Origin of the sequence: Henriciella mobilis (genome assembly GCF_003576285.1) — a bacterium.
GTDB lineage: Bacteria > Pseudomonadota > Alphaproteobacteria > Caulobacterales > Hyphomonadaceae > Henriciella > Henriciella mobilis.
Genome location: NZ_QWFX01000014.1, coordinates 13176 through 36331, shown reverse-complemented (window position 1 = coordinate 36331; position 23156 = coordinate 13176). Strand labels below are relative to the sequence as shown.

Annotated in this window: 23 protein-coding genes; 15 read left to right on the top strand and 8 right to left on the bottom strand. The window is 62.4% G+C overall.

Features of this window, described 5'->3' with window-relative positions; all coding sequences use genetic code 11:
• Nucleotides 1–308: 308 nt before the first annotated feature.
• The gene (locus D1223_RS14675) at nt 309–995 is read right to left on the bottom strand and encodes an RcnB family protein (RefSeq protein ID WP_147372852.1); all 687 of its coding nucleotides are present in this window, start codon (nt 993–995) and stop codon (nt 309–311) included.
• Between the two features lie 117 nt (nt 996–1112).
• On the opposite strand from D1223_RS14675, the gene arfB reads away from it, so the two are divergent.
• Nucleotides 1113–1547 carry an alternative ribosome rescue aminoacyl-tRNA hydrolase ArfB gene (arfB, locus tag D1223_RS14670; protein WP_119377193.1) on the top strand — a complete coding sequence of 145 codons (435 nt, stop codon included), beginning with the start codon at nt 1113–1115 and terminating at the stop codon, nt 1545–1547.
• 33 nt (nt 1548–1580) lie between these two features.
• On the opposite strand, the gene D1223_RS14665 is transcribed toward arfB, so the two are convergent.
• Nucleotides 1581–2183, bottom strand: a complete 603-nt coding sequence (locus D1223_RS14665) for a superoxide dismutase family protein (protein WP_119377192.1) — start codon at nt 2181–2183, stop codon at nt 1581–1583.
• Nucleotides 2184–2280: 97 nt separating this feature from the next.
• On the opposite strand from D1223_RS14665, the gene D1223_RS14660 reads away from it, so the two are divergent.
• Together D1223_RS14660 and D1223_RS14650 are read left to right on the top strand one after the other, a co-directional pair.
• Nucleotides 2281–3039 (top strand): TlyA family RNA methyltransferase, encoded by a 759-nt coding sequence (locus D1223_RS14660; RefSeq protein ID WP_233353192.1) that lies wholly within the window; start codon nt 2281–2283, stop codon nt 3037–3039.
• Between the two features lie 50 nt (nt 3040–3089).
• On the top strand, nt 3090–5228 hold the full coding sequence (locus D1223_RS14650) for a beta-propeller domain-containing protein (RefSeq protein WP_199288220.1): 2139 nt from the start codon (nt 3090–3092) through the stop codon (nt 5226–5228).
• A gap of 1 nt (nt 5229) precedes the next feature.
• Here the strand turns inward: D1223_RS14650 and D1223_RS14645 are convergent, their stop codons facing one another.
• Both D1223_RS14645 and D1223_RS14640 read right to left on the bottom strand, forming a co-directional pair.
• Complete coding sequence (locus D1223_RS14645; RefSeq protein WP_119377188.1) at nt 5230–6546, bottom strand: M48 family metallopeptidase; 1317 nt, start codon at nt 6544–6546, stop codon at nt 5230–5232.
• 96 nt (nt 6547–6642) lie between these two features.
• On the bottom strand, nt 6643–7509 hold the full coding sequence (locus D1223_RS14640; protein WP_119377187.1) for an AAA family ATPase: 867 nt from the start codon (nt 7507–7509) through the stop codon (nt 6643–6645).
• A 188-nt stretch (nt 7510–7697) separates the two neighbouring features.
• On the opposite strand from D1223_RS14640, the gene D1223_RS14635 reads away from it, so the two are divergent.
• The 3 genes from D1223_RS14635 to D1223_RS14625 are packed head-to-tail and all read left to right on the top strand — an operon-like array spanning nt 7698 to nt 9052.
• Nucleotides 7698–8093 (top strand): flagellar biosynthesis repressor FlbT, encoded by a 396-nt coding sequence (locus D1223_RS14635; RefSeq protein ID WP_119377186.1) that lies wholly within the window; start codon nt 7698–7700, stop codon nt 8091–8093.
• 25 nt (nt 8094–8118) lie between these two features.
• Nucleotides 8119–8397 (top strand): hypothetical protein, encoded by a 279-nt coding sequence (locus D1223_RS14630; protein WP_233353191.1) that lies wholly within the window; start codon nt 8119–8121, stop codon nt 8395–8397.
• A 10-nt stretch (nt 8398–8407) separates the two neighbouring features.
• Nucleotides 8408–9052: a MarC family protein gene (locus D1223_RS14625; protein ID WP_119377184.1), complete on the top strand. Its 645-nt coding sequence runs from the start codon at nt 8408–8410 to the stop codon at nt 9050–9052.
• 3 nt (nt 9053–9055) lie between these two features.
• On the opposite strand, the gene D1223_RS14620 is transcribed toward D1223_RS14625, so the two are convergent.
• A complete protein-coding gene (locus D1223_RS14620) occupies nt 9056–10267 on the bottom strand; it encodes a hypothetical protein (protein ID WP_147372850.1) in 1212 nt (403 codons plus the stop codon).
• 353 nt (nt 10268–10620) lie between these two features.
• Here D1223_RS14620 and dksA point away from each other — a divergent pair, with 353 nt between their 5' ends.
• On the top strand, nt 10621–11037 hold the full coding sequence (gene dksA / locus D1223_RS14615; protein ID WP_119377182.1) for an RNA polymerase-binding protein DksA: 417 nt from the start codon (nt 10621–10623) through the stop codon (nt 11035–11037).
• A 297-nt stretch (nt 11038–11334) separates the two neighbouring features.
• Nucleotides 11335–12381 (top strand): FliM/FliN family flagellar motor switch protein, encoded by a 1047-nt coding sequence (locus D1223_RS14610; protein WP_119377181.1) that lies wholly within the window; start codon nt 11335–11337, stop codon nt 12379–12381.
• A 3-nt stretch (nt 12382–12384) separates the two neighbouring features.
• On the opposite strand, the gene D1223_RS14605 is transcribed toward D1223_RS14610, so the two are convergent.
• On the bottom strand, nt 12385–13266 hold the full coding sequence (locus D1223_RS14605; RefSeq protein WP_119377180.1) for a TerC family protein: 882 nt from the start codon (nt 13264–13266) through the stop codon (nt 12385–12387).
• Between the two features lie 276 nt (nt 13267–13542).
• Between D1223_RS14605 and D1223_RS14600 the strand changes: the two genes are divergently transcribed.
• The gene (locus D1223_RS14600; RefSeq protein ID WP_119377179.1) at nt 13543–16140 is read left to right on the top strand and encodes a response regulator; all 2598 of its coding nucleotides are present in this window, start codon (nt 13543–13545) and stop codon (nt 16138–16140) included.
• Between the two features lie 11 nt (nt 16141–16151).
• On the opposite strand, the gene D1223_RS14595 is transcribed toward D1223_RS14600, so the two are convergent.
• A complete protein-coding gene (locus D1223_RS14595; RefSeq protein WP_119377178.1) occupies nt 16152–17039 on the bottom strand; it encodes a class I SAM-dependent methyltransferase in 888 nt (295 codons plus the stop codon).
• Nucleotides 17040–17049: 10 nt separating this feature from the next.
• On the bottom strand, nt 17050–17862 hold the full coding sequence (locus D1223_RS14590) for a TrmH family RNA methyltransferase (protein WP_119377177.1): 813 nt from the start codon (nt 17860–17862) through the stop codon (nt 17050–17052).
• 177 nt (nt 17863–18039) lie between these two features.
• Here D1223_RS14590 and D1223_RS14585 point away from each other — a divergent pair, with 177 nt between their 5' ends.
• From D1223_RS14585 to rplL, 6 genes are all read left to right on the top strand, one after another.
• Nucleotides 18040–19350 carry a hypothetical protein gene (locus D1223_RS14585; protein ID WP_119377176.1) on the top strand — a complete coding sequence of 437 codons (1311 nt, stop codon included), beginning with the start codon at nt 18040–18042 and terminating at the stop codon, nt 19348–19350.
• A gap of 127 nt (nt 19351–19477) precedes the next feature.
• The gene (locus D1223_RS14580; protein ID WP_119377175.1) at nt 19478–20338 is read left to right on the top strand and encodes a M48 family metallopeptidase; all 861 of its coding nucleotides are present in this window, start codon (nt 19478–19480) and stop codon (nt 20336–20338) included.
• 208 nt (nt 20339–20546) lie between these two features.
• Nucleotides 20547–20990 (top strand): 50S ribosomal protein L11, encoded by a 444-nt coding sequence (rplK, locus tag D1223_RS14575; protein WP_119377329.1) that lies wholly within the window; start codon nt 20547–20549, stop codon nt 20988–20990.
• 4 nt (nt 20991–20994) lie between these two features.
• Nucleotides 20995–21687: a 50S ribosomal protein L1 gene (gene rplA / locus D1223_RS14570; RefSeq protein ID WP_119377174.1), complete on the top strand. Its 693-nt coding sequence runs from the start codon at nt 20995–20997 to the stop codon at nt 21685–21687.
• A gap of 423 nt (nt 21688–22110) precedes the next feature.
• Nucleotides 22111–22626 carry a 50S ribosomal protein L10 gene (gene rplJ, locus D1223_RS14565; RefSeq protein WP_119377173.1) on the top strand — a complete coding sequence of 172 codons (516 nt, stop codon included), beginning with the start codon at nt 22111–22113 and terminating at the stop codon, nt 22624–22626.
• Nucleotides 22627–22683: 57 nt separating this feature from the next.
• Nucleotides 22684–23067 carry a 50S ribosomal protein L7/L12 gene (gene rplL / locus D1223_RS14560; RefSeq protein WP_119377172.1) on the top strand — a complete coding sequence of 128 codons (384 nt, stop codon included), beginning with the start codon at nt 22684–22686 and terminating at the stop codon, nt 23065–23067.
• Nucleotides 23068–23156 lie beyond the last annotated feature (89 nt).

Here is a 23156-nt window from a genome sequence, read left to right as displayed (position 1 = left end):
GACGGGCGGCCTCCGTGAGCCGGTTTGGCTCTGAATCCCGGCAGGCTCAGGGCCTGCCTTTGCCAGTGCTAGCGGTCAAAGAGAGGCTGCTCTCCAAGTCCACCAGCACGGACGGATCCAATAGCCGCCCCTGGTTTCTCACTCGACATTGGATCACCTCCTTTCTGTTGCTGAAAACAAAGCACCGGCCGCAAAATGGTCCGGCACTGACAATTAAAGCATGACTCGTGCCTAATGAAAGGTGAACAAAAAAATCGCCCGGCCTTCATGCGAGGGCCGGGCGTTTTTTATTGCGTGTCCGGGGTGACTTATTGCGCCAGGATGCCGACGGCGAGGCCGATAATGGCACCCGTGGCGATGGAGGCCAGGACCGCGTCGCCGCTATAGGGATCGCGGACCCAGTGATGGCCATGCGGCGGGGCATAGAGGCCATAGCGCGAATAGTCGCGAATGATGATCGTGTTCGGACGATAGCTGTAATAGCCGCCGATCCGGTAGCCGCCATGATAGTAGCCGTGATCATAGTGGAAGGTCACACGCGGCCGGTAATGGCCGTAGTTGTAGCGAGGCGCGCTGTAATAGTAGCGGTTCACGACGCGCGGGGCCGAATAGTGCCGGCGGTGATGATAGCCGCGATTCCAGTCGCGGTCGCGGTGGCGATTGTGGCTCCAGTCGCGGCGGTGGTCGCGTGAATGACGCCAGTCCCGTTTATGGTCCCGGCCGCGATTCCAGTCACGGCCGTGATCGCGTCCACGATTCCAGTCGCGCCCATGATCCCGCCCGCCATGATGACGGTCTCCGCGATCGCCCCTGTGGCCGCGATCGCCTCTGTGGTCACGGTCGCCGCGATGGCCCCGGTCACCGCGGTCGCCGCGGTCATGATATCCGCCGCGGTCGCCGCGGCCACGTTCTTCGGCCATTGCAGCCGGCGCAAGCATGGCGAATGAGAGGACAACGGATGCCCCCATTCGCACGAGTGTCTTGTAGAGAGCCATTGATTTAGCCTCCCGATGAAATTACCGGCTGTCCGGCGTTGATCTGGTTTCAGTGCTGAAACCCTGATTGAATAATAGGTTCGCAAGCTTGAACCCTGCCTGAACAGACCCTTCATCATGTCATCCAGCGACGATCTCAGAATAAACGACGATTATTCAGTGCCTTATTGGGAGCTGGTCGAAACATTCGTGCGCGCGTCAGGGCCGGGCGGGCAGAATGTGAACAAGGTTTCGACGGCTGTGCAGCTGCGCTGGAATGTCGATGCCTCGAGCCTGCCGCAGGCCATCAAGACCCGTTTCCGCCAGCGCTGGAAGTCCCGCATTACCAAGGAAGGCGATGTGATCGTCGAGGCGAGCGAGCACCGCTCGCAGGCCCGAAACCGCGAGGCGGCGAGAACCCGGCTGCAGGGCATGATCCGGCAGGCGGCCCAGAAACGCAAACGCCGCATTCCGACCCGGCCAGGACGCGGCGCCGTCGAGCGTCGCATCAAGGCCAAGAAGGAACACGGCGAGAAAAAAGCACTACGCGGGAAGATCGACCGCTCGGAGTGACCGGCCGATCCGTCAGCGCCGTCTCATCGGGGCCTAGTTGACGACGGCGCAGGCCACGCGACCGCCGGCGCCGCCAATGGGCTGGCTCAGATGGTCGTCGCGGCCTTCATGGATGATGATGGCCCCGCCATCCTCGTCCATTACGTCAGACAGGCTGACCAGGTCGGTGAATGTTTCAAAGTGAACCGACCCGTCCTCGAAGGCATAGAGGTTGGGGAGGTCACCCGGCTCGGGGCCGGCTGGATTGAGCAGACCATGGCCGCCGTCGACTTTGCCGACGTGTCCGCCGGAGGCGGTGTAGCTGCCCGTATCGCTGCAATCGCCGGTCTGGTGCATGTGGATGGCATGCCAGCCGGGTGTGAGGCCGCCAGCGTCGATGCTGACTTCCATGAGGATGCCGTTCGGCCCTTCGATCAGGTTGACGCTGCCGATCGTGTTGCCGTCACCGCCGAGCAGGTCTCCGGTCGCGCGCATCATCGATGGAAGGGACTCGCTGCCGCCGGGTTCGGGCAGGGCAGCTTCATCCTGAGCAGGCGCCTCCGCTGTCTCCTGGTCCTGGGCATCCGAGGCCTGCTGCGAACAGGCAAACAGGACAGCTGTGGCGCAGACGGCCAGTGGTATCGAGAATTTCCGCATGATTCCGAACTCCTTGGTTTCGCCCTCACTGATATAGTAAGAGCGGCAAGGTGACCAATGCCGGTCAGGGCTGTGTCGTTCCGGAAGGGCGTGAATTTTGAGTAATCCCGACAGGGCAGACCGCGTGCTGGTCGCGCTTGGCCACTTCGAGAGCCGGGCAGCTGCGCAGGCCGCCATCAGCGCCGGGCGCGTGGCCGTCAACGGGGTGCAGCTCACCAAGCCATCTGCGAAAATCCGCGATACGGACCGGATCGAGGCCGCGCCGGCCCATCCCTGGGTGTCGCGAGGCGGGGTGAAGCTTGCCCATGCGCTGGATCTCTTCGGTGTTAATCCGACCGGGCGGGACTGCCTCGATGTCGGCGCGTCGACGGGCGGGTTTACCCATGTCCTGCTCAGCCGGGGCGCATCGCGGGTCTGCGCGGTCGATGTCGGCCGTGGCCAGCTTCATCCGAGCCTTGCCGGGGATGAGCGGGTGAAGTCGCTGGAAGGGTTCGATGCGCGCCAGCTGACGCGCGGCGATATCGGATTTTTGCCGGGTCTCATCGTCTGTGACGCAAGCTTCATCGCGCTGGAGAAGCTGCTGGCGGTGCCACTGTCACTGGCCGCGCCAGGCGCCGATCTGGTCTGCCTCTTCAAGCCGCAATTCCAGGTCGGCCGGGCGCATGTCGGCAAGGGCGGGATCGTCACCGATGCCAAAGCCGTCCGCGATGCCGAGGATGCGTTCTGCGCGTGGCTGGAGCAGCAAGGCTGGCAGGTTGTCGATCGGGCGGACAGCCCGATCCAGGGCGGAGACGGCAATTCCGAACGCCTGGTGCATGCTCGGCTTCAGGATGATAGCTCCGCGCCAATTGCTTGATTTCGCCATATTTTTCTTCGATGGTCACAGGCAGCAGGTGGGAGGATATAATGCGAGTTGGTTCAGTCTCGGTGGCGCTGGGCGCCTTCCTTCTTGGCGCCTGTGTGACGCAGGCTCCTGAAACGCCTGAGCCCGCTGCGCCTGAACCGGATTTCTCCCAGCCCTCGCAGACGGTCTGGCCGACGCTTGCGCCCTTCGCCAGCGAGGCGGAGTTCGAGCACTATTACCGCACGCTGACGGGCAAGCTCGACAGGGATGAGTCCGCGGACGACGACGCCTGGTTTGAGAGCGCCGCACCGGCCATGTCGGCACCGCCTCCACCTCCGCCACCGCCAGCGCCTCCTCCTCCTCCGCCGCCGCCGCCTCCACCCCCGCCACCTTCGGCGGGCGCACCCACGCCGAGCGCGCCGGTGCCAAGCGCGCCTGCTCCCAGTGAGCCCGCCCCGAAAATGGCCGACGTTGAACCGGCGGCCGGCGTTGACCAGGTCACGGTGACCGGCTCGGCGGAAGAGGCCGCATCGATCACCAACACGCAGGAGGCCGGCGTCGATGAAGGCGATGTCGTCAAACAGATCGGGCGCTATCTGATCGTCATGCAGGATGGCCGTCTCTTTTCGGTCGACCTGATGCCGGATGGCGCGCCCGGCCTGAAATTCGTCGATCGCGAGAATGTCTACCAGACGGCCGAGGAAGACACCTGGTATGACGAGATGCTGGTCTTCGGGAACCAGATGATCGTGATTGGCTATTCCTACGATGCCGAAGCATCCGTCTTCGCTGTTCTCGAACTTGCCGAAGATGGCACGATCACCTTCCGGGACCGCTTCTTCCTGCCGGCCATGGATTATTATGACGGCGACAATTACACGACCCGCCTCGTCAACGGGCAGCTCGCGCTGCACACAAGCTTTTACCTTGTCGACATCGATGATTTCGAGGCGCTGAACGCGCCAGTCCTGTCACGCACCATGGCGAAGACCGACACCTCGCGCCTCAAGGCAGAGACCGTCTATCGGCCGCTGCAGGATACCAACGACCCGCTGCTTCACACGATCACGCTCTGTCCGCTGAAGACAGTCCTTGCAGATACAGGGACGGCTCCGGACTGCCGCACCACGGCCTTTCTCGCCAGTGACAGCTATGAATACTACGCCTCGCAGGACGCTGTCTGGCTCTGGGTGAATGCGGCCGACAAGAGCTGGTGGCAGAACTCGGCGGGCGATCATGACGGCGACAATCCGGCGCTGCTCTATTCAATCCCCTATGGCGATGCAGCGCCCGGCGTCGCGAAGGTGCAGGGCGAGCCCGTCAACCAGTTCTCGATGGCCGCGGCGAGCGATGTGTTCCGCGCCTTCGTCCGGCTGGAGGAGGGTGAGGATGACGGGCAGGCGGGCTATGCGCTGATGCAGCTGCCGCGCGAGCGGATCGGCGCGGCAGCTGCCGATATCGACCCGGCGGACTATGTGGCGCTGCCGGACGTCGAGGACGGCACGATCGAGAACCGGTTCACAAACACGCATTTCGCCTACACGACATATAATGAGACCGTGCCGCTCTGGTCGTCCGATGAGCAGCTGCCGCTGGCGTCGTCGCGGCTGACTCTTGTCCCGTTGGGGGACCCGGCCAGCCCCCTGACGCTGGATGTCCATCAGAGCGTCATCCGGCTGGAACGCGCCCGCGACCATCTTGTCGCCACCGGATACATGGACCGGCGCGGCCTCAGCCTGTCGAGCATCGATCTTCGCGGCGAGGCCCCGAAGGTCGCCGGGCAGGTGACCCTGGTCTCGCGCTATGAATCGGAAAATCGCAGCCACGCTTTCAATAGCCGTATCGGACCGGAGGGCGATGGCCTGATCGGTCTGCCGACTGTCCAGCAGACCTGGGAAGCCGGCCGCTGGGTGTGGCGCTCGGACAATTCCGATCTCAGCTATATCAAGGTCGGCACGGACGCCTCACTCCATTCGGCCGGGACGCTGATGGGCGCTGATGGAGAGCCGGATCCGAGCTATGAGTGCGAGGTGTCCTGCATCGACTGGTACGGCAATTCGCGGCCGATTTTCACGCTCGGCCGGATCTTTGCGCTGTCCGGCACGACGGTCATCGAGGGCCAGCTGGACGCGGACAGGGGCATCAGCGAAATCCGCCGCGTCGACCTGACATTGCCTGTGGCGGTCGCGTCAGAACAGTAGGTCACTCATTCCCGAACAGGCGGGAGGCGAGATAGCCGGGGATGCAGGCGATCAGCATCATGACGGTCCCGAGCAGCAGGTACTGAGTATAGGTCCAGAGCGCGCCGGTCTCCATGCCGCCATCGACCCAGGTGTAGCCTGCAAAGCCGAGAGACCAGATGAACAGGACGCCGACATAGGCGTTCACGGCAGCGCTTCGCCGGCCCACCAGGGCGGCCACCAGGCCGCCAGCCGCGACACAGCCCCAGAACTGCAATTCGAGCGGCCAGCCGCTACCGAGCAGCAGTGGAAGCTCGGCGAAGGTGAGCCAGGACAGGACCGGTTCGACGAGCCGGGGCTCAGAGAGATCGAGAAGGCGTGTCAGGCTGCCATAGGCGGCCAGGCCAAGGACCAGCGCCAGGATGAGCATGCCGAGACCCGGCCCGCTTGCTCTGCCCGGCAGGTCGGCGGCAAAAGCATCGCCGCCCGGCGATGTGGACGCGTAGGCCGGGTGCCGGCTCGCTGCAGAGGCACTCGGGGCTTCCGGCGGCGGTAGATCGCTCGCGCCTTCCCGGAAGAAAATCAGCATCTCGGTGTAGCGGCGCGTCATGTGCGGAAAGGGTGAGGCCAGCCGGGCCATGAGGCTGAAGAAGGGCTTGCGGCGCAGCATCCCGTCCTGTTCGGCGATGCCCTGCGCGGTGACCTGACCCGCAACGTCCGGGCCGACCATGAGCTTGGCCATGGCCGAGAGAATGCGCGGCTGGTTGAAGCCGGCCGCATAGGCGCCGATGCGGTCGCCGGTCAGCACGGCGGAGCGTTCATAGGGGTAGAGAAAGAAGTTGAAGACGAACAGGTTCTCGAACGCGTTGAGGAACACTTCGAACACCCAGAAGCGCATCTTCTTGCCCTTCAGGTATCCCACGAACCGGCCGAGCAGCCACTTCATTTCCGTCTCGTCGGCGCCGTGCACCGTCTCGGAATTCAGCAGGACAGCCTTCTTCTTGAGGATCGGCACCAGCATCGCATTGAAGGAGCCGTCCTCATACACGAAGACATCGATCGGCTTGTTGTAGCCGATCGAAGCGCAGACCTCGTCGCTCCATTGCGCGATCTGCGGGAAATTGTGCTCGCTGACCCGGACATAGTTGCCGAGGAAGCTGGCGAGGACGATGTTGCGGATGAAGACAAGGACCAGAAGGATAGGCAGCAGGATCAGGCCGAGCGTCAGAACCAGATAGACAAGCGCGACCAGCGACAATGGCACGACGACGATCAGCGCGAAAAGGAAGCGGCTCGTCTCAGACGGATGCCTCAGTTTCTTCAGATCGGCCACAGCCATGATGCGTCCCTCCCCCGAGGAGGGATTATGGAGAAAGCCCAAAGGCCTTCAAGCCTGTATTTTCCTGAAAGCTCGCGCTGAAGCGAGCCCGCCCGATCAGCCAGACGGGCCGCGGCGCGGGGTGTTCTCGCGGCGCGACAGGAAGGCCAGGCGCTCGAACAGGGCGACGTCCTGCTCGTTCTTGAGCAGCGCGCCATGCAGCGGCGGGGTCAGCTTGTCCGGGTTCTGCTCCTTGAGGGTCTCAAGGTCGATATCCTCATTCATCAGCAGTTTCAGCCAGTCGAGCAGTTCGCTGGTCGACGGCTTCTTCTTCATGCCGGGGACTTCGCGCATGGAGTAGAAGGTGGTCAGCGCTTCGGAGACCAGCTTCTTCTTGATGCCCGGATAGTGCACCTCGATGATCTCGTTCATCGTCTGCTCGTCCGGGAACTTGATGAAGTGGAAGAAGCAGCGGCGCAGGAAGGCGTCCGGCAGTTCCTTCTCATTGTTCGAGGTGATGATCACGATCGGGCGCTGCTTGGCCTTGATGGTCTCATCAGTCTCGTAGACATAGAATTCCATCCGGTCGAGCTCCTGCAGGAGGTCGTTCGGGAATTCGATATCGGCCTTGTCGATCTCGTCGATGAGCAGGATCGGGCGTTCCTTCGCGGTGAAGGCTTCCCAGAGCTTGCCCTTCTTGATGTAGTTGGAGACGTCCTTGGCGCGCTCATCGCCCATCTGGCCATCGCGCAGGCGGCTCACCGCATCGTACTCATAGAGGCCCTGGGCGGCCTTGGTCGTCGATTTGATGTGCCATTCGATCAGCGGCGCGCCGAGTGCCTTCGCGACCTCGATGGCGAGAACGGTCTTGCCGGTGCCCGGCTCGCCCTTGACCAGAAGCGGGCGTTCCAGAGCGATCGCGGCGTTAACGGCCACGCGCAGATCCTCTGTTGCGACATAATCCTGTGTGCCTTCGAAGCGCATCGATTTCTCCAATTCTTCCGCTTCCAGATGATAGAGGCAGCGCGCCAGAGAGCAACCGCTCGCTGCAATGTGACTTCGCGTCAACTGCGCAGGGGTTTGCAAACGGCATTTTCAATGTCGTATTAACCATTCGTAACCTATTGTAAAAGCCTGATTCGGATAGAAGTATCCTGCGGGGGGAAGGCTGAATGCCGCTCAAACTGTCGCTCAAACCCGGCGAAGCCGTTGTGGTGAATGGCGCCGTGATCCGTAATGGTGAGCGGCGCGGCACCCTGTTGCTGGAAACGCGTGCGCGTATCCTGCGTGAACGCGACATCATGTTTCCCGAGCAGGTGAAGACCCTTCAGGATGCCGCCTATTTCTCGGTCATGCAGATGTATCTGACCGGCGACAAGGGCGGCGCGCTTTACGATGCCTGTATTTCCGCGCTTGCTGATCTGATGGAGGAAACCCGCGAGGAAAAGGACCGCACGGAGATTCTCTCCATCACCCGGTCGCTGGCGGCCGGTCAGGTCTACAAGGCGTTGGGAACATGCCGTAAGCTGGTACGGCGCGACTCCGAGGCGGAGGCCCAACATGGGTAACGCAAACTCAGGCCCGGCGGGCGATATGCAAGACGAGATCCTACCTCTGGACGAAGGCATTTCCCGCCTAGAGACGGGGACGGCCGACGCTGACATCCAGATCGATTTCGGCGAAGGCGTTGTCGCGAGCGTGTCGGGCGATGACGAGCTGGACGGCTTGCTGCAGAGGGCGCGCGGCCTGCGCCTGATCAAGATGATGGCCGAGCTGAAGCCGGTCGAGCGTCCGGCGCATATGCGCAAGGACAAGACTGCCCTGCATCCGGCGGTGGAAGAGATACTGGACGCGCTCAGACCGGCAGACTAGAGCGCACGCCATGACCGGCGATTTCTTCTCAGTTTTCACAGCTTCCTTCGTCACCTTCTTCGTCCTGATCGACGCAGTAGGCGTGGCGCCTATCTTTGCGTCACTGACGGCGCGCGGCGATGCGCGCTACCGCAGGGAAATGGCCTGGAAGTCGATCTTTGTCGCTTCGCTGATCATTTTCGGCTTTGCCTTCTTTGGCGCCTGGCTGCTGCAGCAGCTGAAGATCACTATCGACGCCTTCCGGGCGGCAGGCGGCGTCCTGCTCTTTCTCATCGCGCTCGACATGGTGTTCGAGAAACGCACCGAGCGGCGCGAGACGCGAGCCGACGAATACCTGGAAGAACATGAGAAACCCGATGACGTCTCGGTCTTTCCGATCGGCATTCCGATGCTGGCGGGGCCCGGGTCGATCGCGACGGCCATGCTGTTCATGTCCCAGTCGGCGTCCTGGGAGCAGAAGGGCGCTGTCCTTTCCGCAATCGGCGTGAACATGCTGCTCTGCCTGGTCGTCTTCCTGCTGGCGGCGCCGCTGGTCAAGGCGCTTGGCGAAAGCGTCGCCGGGGCCATCACGCGGATCTTCGGCGTCATCCTGGCGGCCCTGTCGACGCAGCTCATCATCGATGGAATTATCGGCGCGTTCGGGATCGGCGGCTGAGGCTCAGCTTCGGATATGACGAACCGGCCGGGCCTGGCCGACCGCTGACAGCGCCGTCCACGCCAGCGCCATGCCGATCGCGGCGAGCCCCATGATCTGCAGGGCAAGGTTCATCGACCATTTGATGCCGATCTGAGCCAGGCGCAGCACGCGCGGGCCGATCTCCTTGGACAGTGCGACGGCGCGGTCCCCACCGGCTTCAGCGATCAGTTGCAGCTTCCTGACATCTTCAGGCGAGTCGGCGCTCTCCAGCAGCGTGACCGCGCCGGATGGGCTTGTCAGGGCAGCGATCCGGTCAATGGCCGCCAGGTCGCTTTCCAGCCGCCGCAAGCCTTCAGGCACGATGGTCGCCTCGAAGGCGGCGACGACCTGGTCTTCCAGCTGGTTCATCGGTGCAACCTGGGAAAGGGCATCGCGCACGGCCGCGAAAGCCTGCTCTTCGGGCAGGGCGAGGTCGACACGGCCGGTCAGGTATTCGCGGTATTTTGATGTCAGGCGGCGCGCCCGTCCGGCAGCCTTCAGAACGGAAATGGCCCGCGCATAGTCGATCTCCTCGTCCGGGTTGGGAATGTCGATCAGGCCGATGGCGCTCAGGCGAATCTGCAGGCTGTCGACCGCATCGCCATTCACCCAGCGCTGGGCCCGGCGGACGAGATCGGCGCGGTCTCCGACGAGCGAAAAGGCAGAGGCGCGCCGCGGGGCGTAGAGGTCTTCGTCGGGGATGTCGCCGTCGCCGAATTCCGCGCCGGCCTCGCCATCGGCAGGGCTCTCGGGCGCCAAATCAGGATCCGTGCGGTCGCTACTGGCTTCGCTCGAAGCGATGACGTCGCCCTCGGCCTCGTCAGGCTCGATATTGACACGTGGCGGTTCGATGGCCCGCTCGTATTCGGCGCGGGTTTCATTCGGCAGGAAGAGCAGGGCGGCTTTCACCAAGCGCTGGTCCTGGGAGCCGGTCTCTTCGGCATCGGCCGCCGCGAGGATCGCACGCCCATCATCACGCTCCAGCATGACCGGGGCGGCCAGCAGATAGCCGCGCGCGGCCGAAAAATCGCGCGCTGACAGTTCGCGCGAAATCTGGTCGGCCCAGAAGGCACGCGCGACATTGCCTTTCGGCACGATGGTCTGGAAAGCCTCGTCGATGGCGCGCCGGGTTTCGGTGCGGGCCTGGATGTCCGGCACGTCGCCAACGCTTTCGGCGGTGTAGGCATTGGTCATGATCCGCGCGCCGAGCACCGCAAGCAGAAGCAGCAAACTGTTAAAAAGCAGGGCCTGGCGCCAGGTCCCCTGTCGGCTGCTTTCCCTTCTTCTGCGGAGTCTGGCCATGTTCGACCTGGGTAAAGTTAGTACGCAAATCGCCCGCACCGGGCATGCCGCTATACCGCACGGGCACGCTGTCAGACGCAAGACCGTATCGGCAGGGTTTTGTGGCAGCGGTGAAAAAACTCGCCAATTTGGGCCGATTCACGCCTTATTCGTGTGAGACTGCATTTAGCACGGAAAATGCAAAGTGCATTTGCACAGGCAGGCGACACGCTATATAGGCCCGCCTTGTTGGAGGAGTGGAGACGATGTCAGAACCAGATATCACGGACTATGTTCCTTCTGATGATGAGGAGTTCATGAACCCTCGCCAGCAGGCTTACTTCCGCGCTCGGCTGGAGCAGTGGAAGGCGGACATCCTCGCTGGAACCAAATCGACGATCAACAATCTCCAGGAAGACTCGAGCAATCTGCCCGACCTGGTCGATCGTGCCTCTTCGGAAAGCGACAAGGCGCTGGAACTTCGGACCCGTGACCGTCAGCGAAAGCTGATCGCAAAGATCGACGCGGCCCTGCGCCGGATCGATGAAGGGACGTATGGCTATTGCGACGAGACGGGCGAGCCGATCAGCCTGCGCCGTCTGGAAGCGCGTCCGACCGCCACGCTCAGCCTTGAGGCGCAAGAGCGCCACGAGCGCCAGGAACGTACGGTCCGCGACGACTGATCGAGCCTTGAAAAGCTAAAAGAGAAAAGCGGCAGCGCCCGGAATGGTCGCTGCCGCTTTTGCATCACCCAACGCCCGGCGGTTTTTTCTGAGTGCCGATCCGTTGAAGCTGACTTTGCCACCGGAATCCGAATCATTTCCTAAGCAGAAGTTTCCGGCTGATGAATCATGCGCCGAAGTGGTAAACGTCAGAGGCGATTCTGTTAGCCAGTTTCGGCGCTGATGCCGAAAACCTGCCGTATTTGTCCTGCAGAGCGCCGAGAATCCTAACGCCTCATTAACCAGCGCGGCCCAGAAATGATCGAAAGCAAAGACGGGAACACGATGCAGGGCGCCCCGCTCCAGGAAGCAGATGAATGGGCCATGCCGGAACGGCGTGAGCGCGAAGTCATGCGTGACATGCCCGGCAAGCGGCGCCCGCCAGTGGATGACTACAAGTTCCCGACGCCGCGCGGTGTCCTGTCCAAGGCCGAGATCGAGGCGCTGCTGCGTCCGGACCTGCCGACCATCAACGACACTGAAGCGCCCCAGCCCGGACAGGACCAGCCGGTCGAGCGCGCCTTTGACGATGTCGAGCTGCTCGGCGCCGAAGGCGGCAAGCGGCTGGCGGCCAGGCTGTCACTGATCTTTGCGCAGGCAACAGGGCTGAAGGCGGCCTTCCGTTTCCGCTCATCGGCGCGCGTCAATGATGTCGAAGCGGCGCTTGTCGAGACGGCATCGGATGCCACCGCGGCCTATATCTGCTACGGCGCTGGCGAAGACACGGTGACCCATGTCCTGCAGGTGCCCGAGACGCTGGGCGCCGCACTGGTCTCCCATGCCTGCGGCGGCGTGGCCGATCTCCAGACGCAGCCATTCAAGCGGGCATTCAGCGCGATTGACTGTGCCCTTATTGAACAGTTGCTGGCGCCGCTGCGCGCAGCCTTCGATCCGGAGACCGGATTTATCGGGGTCGAAACCGAACACCGCTTTGTTGGCGCGCTTGTGCCCGGCCAGTCGGGTGAGCGCGTGCGGTTCCAGGTCGTCCTGAATGATGAGGCCATCGAACTCGACCTGTTGGTCACGGAGGCCCAAAAAGCGGTCCGATCCGAAGCTGGCCCGTCGGAGCAGCCGCGCAAGCGCCCTGTCACGGCTGTTGTGACCGCCCGGCTTGCTTCGCTGAACGTGCCTGTCAGCAAGCTGACGGGCCTCAAGGCCGGCGACACGCTGTTGCTTGGCCTGCCGGCGGACCAGCCGGTTCAGCTCCTGTCCGGTGGACGCGACGGCGTGCCAGCCTTTGAGGGCGATATTGGCCGCAAGGGCAACAATATGGCCATCCGCATCCGGAAGACGTTCAACAGCTGATCGTCATTCGGCCTGTTTCGACCGCGCCTCCGCGGCGTCATAGGCCTTCGCCTTCCGCAGCTCCGCTTCGCGCTGCGCCCACAGGCGCTTCTGGAACTTGGTCGAGATGATATCGGTGATCACCAGGACCCCGACGACGAGATAGAAGCTCGACTTCGACATCGCATCGATCGGGAAGGTGAAGATGTGCATATGGGCCAGGTGCGCGCCCTCGGTCACGAGCAGGACGCCGACCAGGAACAGGATGAAAAGCCCGAGCACTTCGTACATCCGGTTCCGTTTCAGGAATTCGGCGACATAGTCGGCCATCAGCATCATCACGACGCCGGAGGAGACAATGGCAACCGTCATGATCGTGACCTGGTAGCGTGTCTCGGTCACGCCATCCACGGTCTCCTTGACGTTGGCAATGGCCATGGCTGACAGGATCGAGTCGAAAGAGAAGACGAGGTTCATGGCGACGATCATGGTAATCGCCTGCATCACCGACTTTTTCTCGCCGCCGCCATGATGGCCAAGGTCGTCGACCGTCAACAGGTGGGTGATCTCCTTCACCGCGGTGTAGATGATGAAGCCGCCGCCGCCCAGCGTCACAATGGACTGCAGCGTGAACTCTCCATCGAGCACGCGCGGAATGGCGATTGTGAAGAGGGGCTCGGCTAGCGCTCCGAACAGGCTGACAATGATGATCAGAAGGACGATCCTGAACAGCATGGCGAGGCCGATGCCCCAGCGCCGGACCATCGGGGCCTTTTCGCCGACGCGTTTCGATTCGATCGCGATGTAGAGCAGGTTGTCGAAACCGAGCACCGCCTGCAGCATCAGCAGCATGAGCAGTGTGAAGAAGCCGCCCACCGTGAACAGGTCGCCGAAGATCTCAGGCATGACGCCCCCCTTGGTCTGATTGCATGTGTTGTGGCCGCGTCAGGACAAGAGTGCAAGGGGCGGCGCAATGGCCTCGCAGGCTGAACTCAACGGTGTGGAATTGCGAAAGTTTCACAGGTCGCATTAACACCGCTTTTGGATTGATTAACCTTTCAGGGCGAGAAATCGCAGGTGGACAGGTCACCGGGGCAAAGTGTGCTTCGGTGACTTCTGGTATAGAGTAATCGAATCGCCACATGGCAGAATGGCCAGACAGGCGGCAGGAGTTTGGGCCTCATGACGTCACCCGCAACGACAGACGAAACCAGAATCGCCGAAGCTGATGATGAGCTGGGGCTGGGCACAGGCCGCCTAGACCATCTCGACCTGCTTCAGCTGGCATTCTGGGGCTGCCTGCTGATCGCTGTCGCCGCCGCCAGCGTTGCGATCGCGTGGCCGGATGCCGTCGGTAATACAGGCCCGATCCTGCTGATCTCCATGGCCGCCGGTGGCATGGTCTTCCTGCTTTGGGTGCTGAAGGGGGCAGGGCGCCGCCTCGGCCTTTTCCCGCAGCGCGGTGCGGCCGCTGATGCGGTCAACGCCCAGATGCCGCGATTCGGCTGGATCGAATCGCTCGATGAGGCGGTCCTGATCGCCGACCAGGGCGGCGCGCCGATTGCTGCCAATGAACGCTATCGTGAGCTGACGCGCATCGCGCTTGCCGGCCAGCAGGATTCGGCCGGGCCGGTCACGGTCGACCGGATCTTCAGCGCCAGCCCCGGACTTGCCGCGCCGATCTTCCGGCTTTCAAAATCAGCCAAGACGGGCGATGCGCACCGCGAAGTGCTGCCGGCCATGACAATCGGGTCCGATGCGCTGCCGGTGCAGTACGAGGCCAGCGTTTCCCCGCTGCCACGCGGGCGGATCATCTGGCGCCTGCGCCGGATCAACGGCGCGGAGAATGCGACCGGCGCGGCCGACATGAAGGCGCTGTATGTCGAGGATGCCCCCATTGGCTTTTTCGCGGCCAAGCCCGACGGAACGTTGACCTATGCGAATGGCTGGCTGCGCGAACTGATCGGCCTGCCGGAAACGGCAAAGAATGTCCGCCTTGATGACATCATGCGCCCGGAGTTCGTGAAGATGCTTGGCCGGGACAAGAAGTCAGGCGCGCCGGGCCGGGCGAACATCATGATCCGGACCCGCGACGGGGTAGAAATGCCGGTGCAGACCATGACGACATGGACCGGACGGGGCGCCGATGCGCAGGGCCGGACCGTGGTGGTCGGCAACAATCAGAACCAGCTCGAGGGCGAGGGCCGTTTCCTGGCGGCGTCCGCCAGCCGCCCGGCCCGTCCCGATAGCGACCCGATGTTCGACGACGCGCCGTTTGGCGCGGTGCGCCTGGAAGGCAGTTCCGTCGAGAGCGCAATCATCATGGACGCGAACAAGGCCTTGCTGAAAATGGCCGAGGGACGGTCTGCGCCGGGTACGAAATTCTCCGACCTGTTCCTCGTGGATGAGGATGGCGAGGATGAGCTGTCCTCCAGGCTGATCGACGCAATCGACAAGCCTGTGCCGCTGAAACTGGCAGGCGATGAGCCGAAATCCGTGAACGTCTTCGTGACGCTGGACAATCTCGGCCAGCCGTCGGTCGCCTACATCATCGACATGACCGAGCAGAAAGAGCTCGAGCTGCGCCTGGCGCAGGGTGAGAAGATGCAGGCCATCGGCCAGCTTGCCGGCGGCGTTGCGCATGACTTCAACAATGTGCTGACCGGCATCATGCTCAACAATGACGAGCTGATGACCCGTCACCCTGTCGGCGATCCGTCCTATGAGAATTTGAAGTCGATCCATGAGTTCTCGGTGCGCGCGAAGGACCTTGTGCACATGCTGCTCGCCTATGCGCGCCAGCAAACCTTCAAGCGCGAAGTGTTCGACGTGAACGACTTCCTGTCGGAGCTCTCCATCCTGCTGCGTCAGATCCTCGACGAGCGGATCGAGTTCCAGAACATCCCGCAGCGCAACCTGCCTTATGTGAAGGCGGACAAGAACCAGCTCGAAACCGCGATCTTCAACCTCGTCACAAATGCGCGCGATGCGATGCTTCAGAATGGCCGTGCCGGTGGCAGCCTGACGATCCGTACGTCCCGGGCTACGGGCGCCGATGCGCACAAGCACGGCTTCAATTTCGTCGAAGACGGCGATTACCTGCTCATCGAGATCGCCGATACCGGCCACGGCATCCCGGCCAATATCATGGACAAGATCTTCCAGCCCTTCTTCACGACGAAGGATGTCGGCGTCGGCACGGGGCTTGGCCTTGCCACGGTCTACGGCATCATCAAGCAGTCGGAAGGCTATGTCTGCCCGATTTCCAAGGTTGGCGAAGGCACGACCTTCCAGATCTACCTGCCGGCCCTTCGCGCTGACGAAATCCCGCAGCCTGAGATTGTCGGCCCCGAGGAAGAAGCCGTCGACCATCGCCCCGTGGACATTTCCGGGCGCGGCAAGATCCTGCTGGTCGAGGACGAGAAGGGCGTGCGCGACATCGCGGTCATGCACCTCATCTCGCGCGGCTATGAGGTTGTCGCGGCCGAGGATGGCGAGGAAGCGCTCGAAATCCTCGAGGACGAGGCCGGCACGTTCGATCTCGTCATCTCGGACGTCGTCATGCCGGGCATGGACGGCCCCGCGCTTATCAAGGCGGCGAAGGAACAGCTCGGCGATGCCCGTGTGATCTTCATCTCCGGCTATGCCGAACGCGATCTTGCCAAGAAGCTGGACGACGACCGCGAGGTGTCCTTCCTGCCGAAACCGTTCAGCGTGCGCCAGCTGGCTGAACGCGTGAAGCAGCAGCTGAGCCTGCGCAAGGAACGCGAGGCGGCGTAAAGCCTGAAAGCCTAGTCGGCCCGCCAGCGGGCACAGATGGCGGTCGGAAGCATCCGGCCGCTTTTCTGTTCCGGGATGGCCATCTCGCCCATCTCGATGTGCCCGCCAAACGGCTCCAGCCGGTCACCAAGGGCCTGGGCAAGTGCGATGTGCGAGAGGCGCACGGCATAGGCGGTGAGGATCACGAAAAGCGGCTCGTCGACCAGAAGCGGAACGATCGCATCAAGCAGGGCCGGAAGGTCCTCCTCGAATTTCCAGGTCTCGCCATTGGTGCCGCGTCCGAACTTTGGCGGGTCGAGAATGATGGCGTCATATTTATTGCCACGCCGGCCTTCGCGCGCCACGAACTTCATCGCATCATCGGCAATCCAGCGGATCGTCCGGTCGTCGAGGCCCGAGAGAGACTGGTTCTCCTTGCCGAAGCCGTTTGATTTCGGGCTGGCGTCGAGATGGACAACCTCTGCGCCGGCCTGGGCACAGGCGAGCGACATCATCCCGGTATAGCCGAAGAGGTTCAGCACTTTCGCCGGACGGCCAGCGGCCTTTAGCTGTTCGATGGCGAAAGCCCAGTGAACGGAGTGTTCCTGGAAGACGCCGAGATGCCGGAATGGCGTGCGGCGGGCATTGAATGTCAGGCCATGCCATTCGACCGGCCAGTGGTCCGGCGCCTTCGGATTGAGCTTGCGCCACTGGCCGCGCTCATCGTCGCCGGCCTTGGCGTCGAACCAGGCATCGGCCTTCCAGGTCTTCACCGGTTTTTGCGGGCGCCAGAAAGCCTGCGGATCGGGCCGTACGACGGTTTGCGAGCCGAAGCGCTCGAGTTTCATCCCGTCCCCGGAGTCGAGCAGGGCATAGTCTTTCCAGTCGTCAGCGAGAAACAGGGTCTGGTCGTACTTCATTCGAATTTCCTCACGCGAAGTCTCTCTGGCGCCACGCTTCATAGGTCATGATCGCGGTCGCCTGGGCGAGGTTGAGGCTGTCGGCGCCGCCGCGCATCGGGATAAGGCAGAGTGTGTCGCAGCGCGCCTCGATGTCATCCGGCAGGCCGGACTGTTCATTGCCCATCAGGATGACGGTGCCGCGCGCCATGTCGATATCGGTGTGCCGCTCCGTGCCGTTCACGCTCGCGGCGACCATGTTCAGGCCGCCACGCGACCGCCATGTGTCGAAGGCGTCGAATCCGGCATGGACGAATGGCATGTCGAAGACCGAACCCATGGAGGCGCGCACGGCCTCGATACTGTAGGGATCGCAGCAACGGTTGATCAGCACGACGCCGGAAATTCCGGCGCAGTCGGCGGTGCGCAGGATGGTGCCGAGATTGCCCGGATCGCGGACCTCGTAGAGGCCAATCCAGAGATCGCGAGCTGACGCGGTCACGTCATCGAGGCCGAGATGACGCTGTTTGAAGGCGCCGATCACCGATTGCGGATTGTCCTTGCGGGCAATCTGCCCGGCGAGCCTGTCGGGCACCTGTACGGTGCGTGTGCCAGCGGTCTGCGCCCGCTCGATGAGCGTCTGCACAAAGCCGCGTTCGGCGCTCGACGCCGAGACGACGAGGCTGTCCAGTTGCCAGCCCGCCTGCAGGCCCTGTTCGACGAGGCGGGCCCCTTCGGCCAGGAACAACCCCGATTCGTTGCGCGTCTTCTTCCGGTCGAGACTCCGCAGGGTCTTGATCAGAGGATTGGCAGTGCTGGATATGATTTCGAGCGATGCAGGCATTTCGCGGCCTTTAGCACACACTTGCCTGAAAACAATTGATGCGGCATGCATCGAGCTGTTGAGACGAACTGTTCCGGGTGATCAAAGGGACGCCGGAAGATTGAGGGGCATCAACATTCGGCCACACTCCGCTGTAATCGGTATGCCCTAAAGCGCCCTGGAAATGGAGCCTGCAGTATGGACATGATTCAAGAGTATATCTGGTTTGCCCTGGGTGGGGCGGCCTTTGTCGCCTTTCTCCTGGGCCTGATCATCCGGGGCATGATGAGCGCGGGCAAGACCCGTCGTGCCACGGTCGAGCGGGATGTTGCGATCACCGAGCTCGAGCAGGTCCGGAGCGAACTCGACAGTCTGTATGCCGCCCAGCGCAAACAGCGAGAGCAGGCCGCGGCGAGTTCGGCCATTGCACCCGAAGAGCTCAAGGAACGTGACGAACGCCTCGCGCAGGTGTCAAGCGAACTGGAAAGCGCCAAGGCGGAGCTGCAGGCCCTGCGCGATGCGCGCACGGAAGCGCCCGAACAAAGCGCAGGCTCGGATGAAGTCGGGGAACTGAAATCCCGCAACAGCTACCTGGAAGAGCGTGTCGGCGAGCTTGAGGCAAAAATTCATGAGCTGGGGCAAGCACCGGCCGCATCTGCCGAGTCGTCCGGCGACGAGGACCCCGAGCAGAAGAAGGACTGGCAGATCGACTTCCTGAAGACCCGCGTCGCGGCGCTGGAGGAGAAGCTGGTCGAAGCCGGGAATGCCGCCGCGGTCCCGGCTGAAGCCCCGGTCGATAAGGCGGCCGACGAAGAGCTGGCGCGCCTGCGCTGGCGCAACCGTTATCTTGAAGGGCGCCTCGCCTATTTTGAGGAGTCACCTGCCGAAGAGCCGGCCGCGCCGCCGCCAGCCGAGGATGTCCCGGCCGTCGAGGAAGATGCGCCTGAAGCGGTCGCCGAGGCCTCGAACGATACCGGCGAAGAGATGCCCGACAATGTCACCTCGATCGATGTCGCATCCGAGACAGAGTCGACGGTCGAGGATGACGGGCAGGACGAGGATGAGAGCGAGCACCCGTCCGAGAAAATGTTGCGGGCCCTCGACGCCAGCGAAGCGGATAATGCGGAAGACACGGTCGAGGAAGAGGCCCCCGGCGACGATGACGCTGTCGAGGATGAGCCGGAAGAAGAGGCCGCTTCAGATGCGTCGTCCGAGGATGATGAGACCGAAGACGAGGATGAGGAGCCCGAAATTGCCGGTGTGGCACCGCCCGCTCTCGAAAAGGCAGATGGCCAGGCCGACGATCTTACGCTCATCACCGGTGTCGGCCCGCGCATCCAGACCATCCTGAATGAGCTTGGCATCTGGCATTTCTCGCAGATCGCCGAATGGTCGCCGGAAAACGAGATCTGGATCGATGACCAGCTGAACTTCGCCGGACGTGTGAGCCGGGAGGACTGGGTCAGCCAGGCGCGCGAGCTGGTATCGGCCAACCAGAAGGCAGACTGATCGGCCCGGAGGCGGCCAACGGCTTCAGCTCCCGTTCATTCTGGCGCCATCATACGGTCACCATCGAACTCTATCCGGTTGTCAGAGTTAATAGACACAGGGTAAAGATTGCCGATTGGAGGTGACCATGGCGAACGAACTGAATCTGGATGGCGCAGAGCGCGTCGAAATCGACGGCGAACTGCTTCGGGACTTGCCGAAGGTCAACCTGTCGCGGCGGGCGATTATTTCGGGACTGGCGGCTGGCAGCGTCTTCCCGATCCTGTCGAGCTGCACGACCAATCCTTATACGGGGCAGACTGAGCTCGCCTTCATGGGCGATCAGCAGATTGCGTCCATGGCCGCTTCGGCCTGGACCGACCTGAAGGCACAGACACCGCAGACGTCGAGTGCCTCGATGAAAAACCGCGTGCTCAATGTCTGGAGCCGGATTGAAAGCAAGACACCGAAAGCCGGTGAACAATGGGATGTTGCGGTCTTCGATACCGATGACGTGAATGCCTTCGTGATGCCCGGCAACCGCGTCGGCGTCTATCGCGGCATCGTGGAACTCGTCGAGAATGACGACCAGCTGAGTTCGGTCCTCGGACACGAGGTCGGCCATACGGTCTACCGCCATGCCAACCGCCGCCTGTCCCGCGCCATGCTGGCCCAGGGTGCGCTCGCAGCCGGGCAGGTCGCCCTGTCCACGTCGGAAACCGCCAGCCAGTATGGCGGCGCGATTGCCGCGCTAGGCGGCGCCGCTGTGCAGTTCGGTGTGATCCTGCCCTATAGCCGCCAGAGCGAACTGGAAGCTGACCGCGCCGGTGTCGATTACATGCATGAGGCCGGATACGACGTCACGCAGTCGGTCCGCCTGTGGCAGGTTATGGACGCCAATTCGTCAGGCAGCCGCCAGCCGGAATTCCTGTCGACCCACCCCCATCCATCCACCCGGATCGATGAGCTGGTGCGCTATATCAATGCCAAGGGCTATGCCCTCATGTGAGCGATGCGCCAGCCCTCAGGCTGACTGACCCGGCGGGCTTGACCTGCCGGGTCTTTTCGTGTGTATCGCGCCCTTCGCTCAGGCAATGGGCGAACCCCTCGTGGGAGGTGCCGGCGGAGAAGACCATCGCCGGGCTGCACCACGGGACCTCTACAAAACGGCGGCCGGATCGAAAGACCACCGGCCGGAAACAGCCAGAGAGGATAACATGGCTAAGAAACTGCTGGGGCAGCTCAAGCTCCAGATCCCGGCCGGTGCGGCCAACCCGTCTCCACCTGTTGGTCCTGCGCTCGGTCAGCGCGGCATCAACATCATGGAATTCTGCAAGGCCTTCAATGCGAAGACCGAGAAGATGGAGAAGGGCCTGCCGATCCCTGTCGTGATCGACTATTATCAGGACAAGTCCTTTACCTTTGTCACCAAGACGCCGCCTGCGAGCGTGCTTCTGAAGAAGGCTGCCGGCCTGAAGATCGGCAAGCCGAATTCGGGTGCCAAGCAGCCGGGCAAGGACGTTGCCGGCAAGGTGACGGTTGCCCAGTGCCGCGAGATCGCCGAACTGAAGATGGTCGATCTCAATGCTAACGACCTCGACGCTGCGACGGAAATCATCAAGGGTTCCGCGCGCTCGATGGGTCTCGACGTGGTGGGGTGAGACAATGGCTCAAGGAAAACGTTATCGCGCAGCTGCTTCCACGGTTGAGGCCACAAAGGTCTACGGCCTTGCCGAAGCCATCAAGCTGGTGAAGTCCAACGCGAACGCAAAGTTCGACGAGACGATCGAAGTCGCCGTCAATCTCGGTGTTGATCCGAAATATGCCGACCAGATGGTCCGCGGCATGGTCACCATGCCCTCCGGCACCGGCAAGAACGTCCGCGTGGCTGTGTTCGCCCGCGACGCCAAGGCTGAGGAAGCCAAGGAAGCCGGTGCGGACTTTGTCGGCGCCGAAGACCTGATGGAACAGGTCCAGGGCGGCATGATGGATTTCGACCGCGTCATCGCGAGCCCGGACATGATGGCGATTGTCGGCCGTCTCGGTAAGGTGCTCGGCCCGCGCGGCCTGATGCCGAACCCGAAAGTCGGCACCGTCACGCCGAATGTCGCGCAAGCGGTGAAGGACGCCAAGGGCGGCTCCGTCGAGTTCCGTGTCGAGAAGCAGGGCATCATCCATGCCGGCATCGGCAAGGCGAGCTTCAGCGAAGCCGACCTGGAAAAGAACGTGAAGGCGTTCATCGATGCGCTGATGAAAGCCAAGCCGTCAGGCGCCAAGGGCACCTATCTGAAGAAGGTCGCCCTGTCCTCGACCATGGGCCCGGGCGTCCAGGTCGATACCGCCGAGGCGCTCGCCTGATCGCTCCGTTGACGGACAAGTGATATCGACAGGCACCCGGGTCTCGCGGCCCGGGTGTTTGCTTTTGAGCCGGATTCGAAGTAGCGTTTCGGAAAGCGACGCAAGACAACCCCGCCCGGATGCTATTTTCTGTTGGCGAGGGGTTGCAGCGCCGTGGATAACACGTTAACAGGCACGGCTCGACGGGAGATCACCGAACCATTCGGCGGCCTCCCGTTTTCCTGTCCAAGACCATGGGTCCTGCCATACGGCTTGTAATTCCCATGATAGACGGGGTGAGGCGACTGTCGAGGCTACCGGATTTTGCGATCCGGCCGGTCGGGTTCGCCAGGCCCTGGGCAGGCGCTGAAGGCAGCCCGGTGGCTGCTCTAGGCGAATTCCCGGGCGCCCGGATGGGCCGGACGCCTTAGAAGGAGATCCGCAATGGATAAAGCTGGAAAAGCCGAGTCCCTGAAAACCCTTCGTGGTGTTTTCGAGGAGTCGGGGGTGGTTGTTGTCGCCCGCTATACCGGTCTGACTGTTGCGGAAATGACCAAGCTGCGTGGAGGCCTGCGAGAGCAGGGCGCTGCGCTGAAGGTGGTCAAGAACCGTCTGGCGAAAATCGCGCTTGACGGTAAGGGCGGCGATGCGGCCCTGGAACTTTTCCAGGATCAGACTGTCATCGCCTATTCGCCGGATCCGGTTGCTGCTGCCAAGGCTGCTGCGGATTTTGCGAAGGAAAACGAGAAGCTCGTTCTGATCGGTGCGATCATGGACGAGCAGGTGCTCGACGCTTCCGGCGTCCAGGACCTCGCCAAACTGCCCTCCCTTGATCAGCTTCGCGGCAAGCTTATCGGCCTCATCCAGGCTCCGGCGACCAAGGTCGCAGGCGTGGTTCAGGCCCCGGCTGGCCAACTGGCTCGTGTCATCAGTGCGTACGCCAACAAGGACGCCGCCTGACCGGTCATTTTCCCAAGCTGACAGACCAAACCTCATCCCGAACTAGGAACTTTAGATATGTCCAAACTTGAACAAATCGCTGAGGATCTTTCCAACCTCACCGTTCTCGAAGCCTCCGAGCTGGCCAAGCTTCTCGAAGAGAAGTGGGGCGTCTCGGCTGCTGCTCCTGTTGCTGTTGCTGCAGCACCGGGTGCCGGCGGCGGCGAAGCTGCTGCTGCTGAAGAGAAAACCGAATTCGACGTCGTCCTGACCGACGGCGGCGACAAGAAAATCAACGTCATCAAGGTCGTGCGCGAAGTCGTCTCCGGCCTTGGCCTGAAAGAAGCCAAGGAGCTCGTCGAGAGCGCTCCGAAGCCGATCAAGGAAGGCGTTTCCAAGGACGAAGCAGAAGAACTCAAGAAGAAGTTCGAAGAAGCTGGCGCCAAGGTCGAAATCAAGTAAGCCGCCCTCAGGCTTGCTTCAGAATGGGATTGCGTCTGCGCGAGGCGCAATTTCAGTAGATTACAAGCGCGGCGGGACCTTCCTGGTCC

Excerpts from the sequence above, each read along its gene's own strand:
- D1223_RS14675 (WP_147372852.1), bottom strand. The coding sequence starts at position 995 with ATGGCTCTCTACAAGACACTCGTGCGAATGGGGGCATCCGTTGTCCTC.
- arfB (WP_119377193.1), top strand. The coding sequence starts at position 1,113 with ATGTCATCCAGCGACGATCTCAGAATAAACGACGATTATTCAGTGCCT.
- D1223_RS14665 (WP_119377192.1), bottom strand. The coding sequence starts at position 2,183 with ATGCGGAAATTCTCGATACCACTGGCCGTCTGCGCCACAGCTGTCCTG.
- D1223_RS14650 (WP_199288220.1), top strand. The coding sequence starts at position 3,090 with ATGCGAGTTGGTTCAGTCTCGGTGGCGCTGGGCGCCTTCCTTCTTGGC.
- D1223_RS14645 (WP_119377188.1), bottom strand. The coding sequence starts at position 6,546 with ATGGCTGTGGCCGATCTGAAGAAACTGAGGCATCCGTCTGAGACGAGC.
- D1223_RS14640 (WP_119377187.1), bottom strand. The coding sequence starts at position 7,509 with ATGCGCTTCGAAGGCACACAGGATTATGTCGCAACAGAGGATCTGCGC.
- D1223_RS14635 (WP_119377186.1), top strand. The coding sequence starts at position 7,698 with ATGCCGCTCAAACTGTCGCTCAAACCCGGCGAAGCCGTTGTGGTGAAT.
- D1223_RS14630 (WP_233353191.1), top strand. The coding sequence starts at position 8,119 with ATGCAAGACGAGATCCTACCTCTGGACGAAGGCATTTCCCGCCTAGAG.
- D1223_RS14625 (WP_119377184.1), top strand. The coding sequence starts at position 8,408 with ATGACCGGCGATTTCTTCTCAGTTTTCACAGCTTCCTTCGTCACCTTC.
- D1223_RS14620 (WP_147372850.1), bottom strand. The coding sequence starts at position 10,267 with ATGACCAATGCCTACACCGCCGAAAGCGTTGGCGACGTGCCGGACATC.
- dksA (WP_119377182.1), top strand. The coding sequence starts at position 10,621 with ATGTCAGAACCAGATATCACGGACTATGTTCCTTCTGATGATGAGGAG.
- D1223_RS14610 (WP_119377181.1), top strand. The coding sequence starts at position 11,335 with ATGATCGAAAGCAAAGACGGGAACACGATGCAGGGCGCCCCGCTCCAG.
- D1223_RS14605 (WP_119377180.1), bottom strand. The coding sequence starts at position 13,266 with ATGCCTGAGATCTTCGGCGACCTGTTCACGGTGGGCGGCTTCTTCACA.
- D1223_RS14600 (WP_119377179.1), top strand. The coding sequence starts at position 13,543 with ATGACGTCACCCGCAACGACAGACGAAACCAGAATCGCCGAAGCTGAT.
- D1223_RS14595 (WP_119377178.1), bottom strand. The coding sequence starts at position 17,039 with ATGAAGTACGACCAGACCCTGTTTCTCGCTGACGACTGGAAAGACTAT.
- D1223_RS14590 (WP_119377177.1), bottom strand. The coding sequence starts at position 17,862 with ATGCCTGCATCGCTCGAAATCATATCCAGCACTGCCAATCCTCTGATC.
- D1223_RS14585 (WP_119377176.1), top strand. The coding sequence starts at position 18,040 with ATGGACATGATTCAAGAGTATATCTGGTTTGCCCTGGGTGGGGCGGCC.
- D1223_RS14580 (WP_119377175.1), top strand. The coding sequence starts at position 19,478 with ATGGCGAACGAACTGAATCTGGATGGCGCAGAGCGCGTCGAAATCGAC.
- rplK (WP_119377329.1), top strand. The coding sequence starts at position 20,547 with ATGGCTAAGAAACTGCTGGGGCAGCTCAAGCTCCAGATCCCGGCCGGT.
- rplA (WP_119377174.1), top strand. The coding sequence starts at position 20,995 with ATGGCTCAAGGAAAACGTTATCGCGCAGCTGCTTCCACGGTTGAGGCC.
- rplJ (WP_119377173.1), top strand. The coding sequence starts at position 22,111 with ATGGATAAAGCTGGAAAAGCCGAGTCCCTGAAAACCCTTCGTGGTGTT.
- rplL (WP_119377172.1), top strand. The coding sequence starts at position 22,684 with ATGTCCAAACTTGAACAAATCGCTGAGGATCTTTCCAACCTCACCGTT.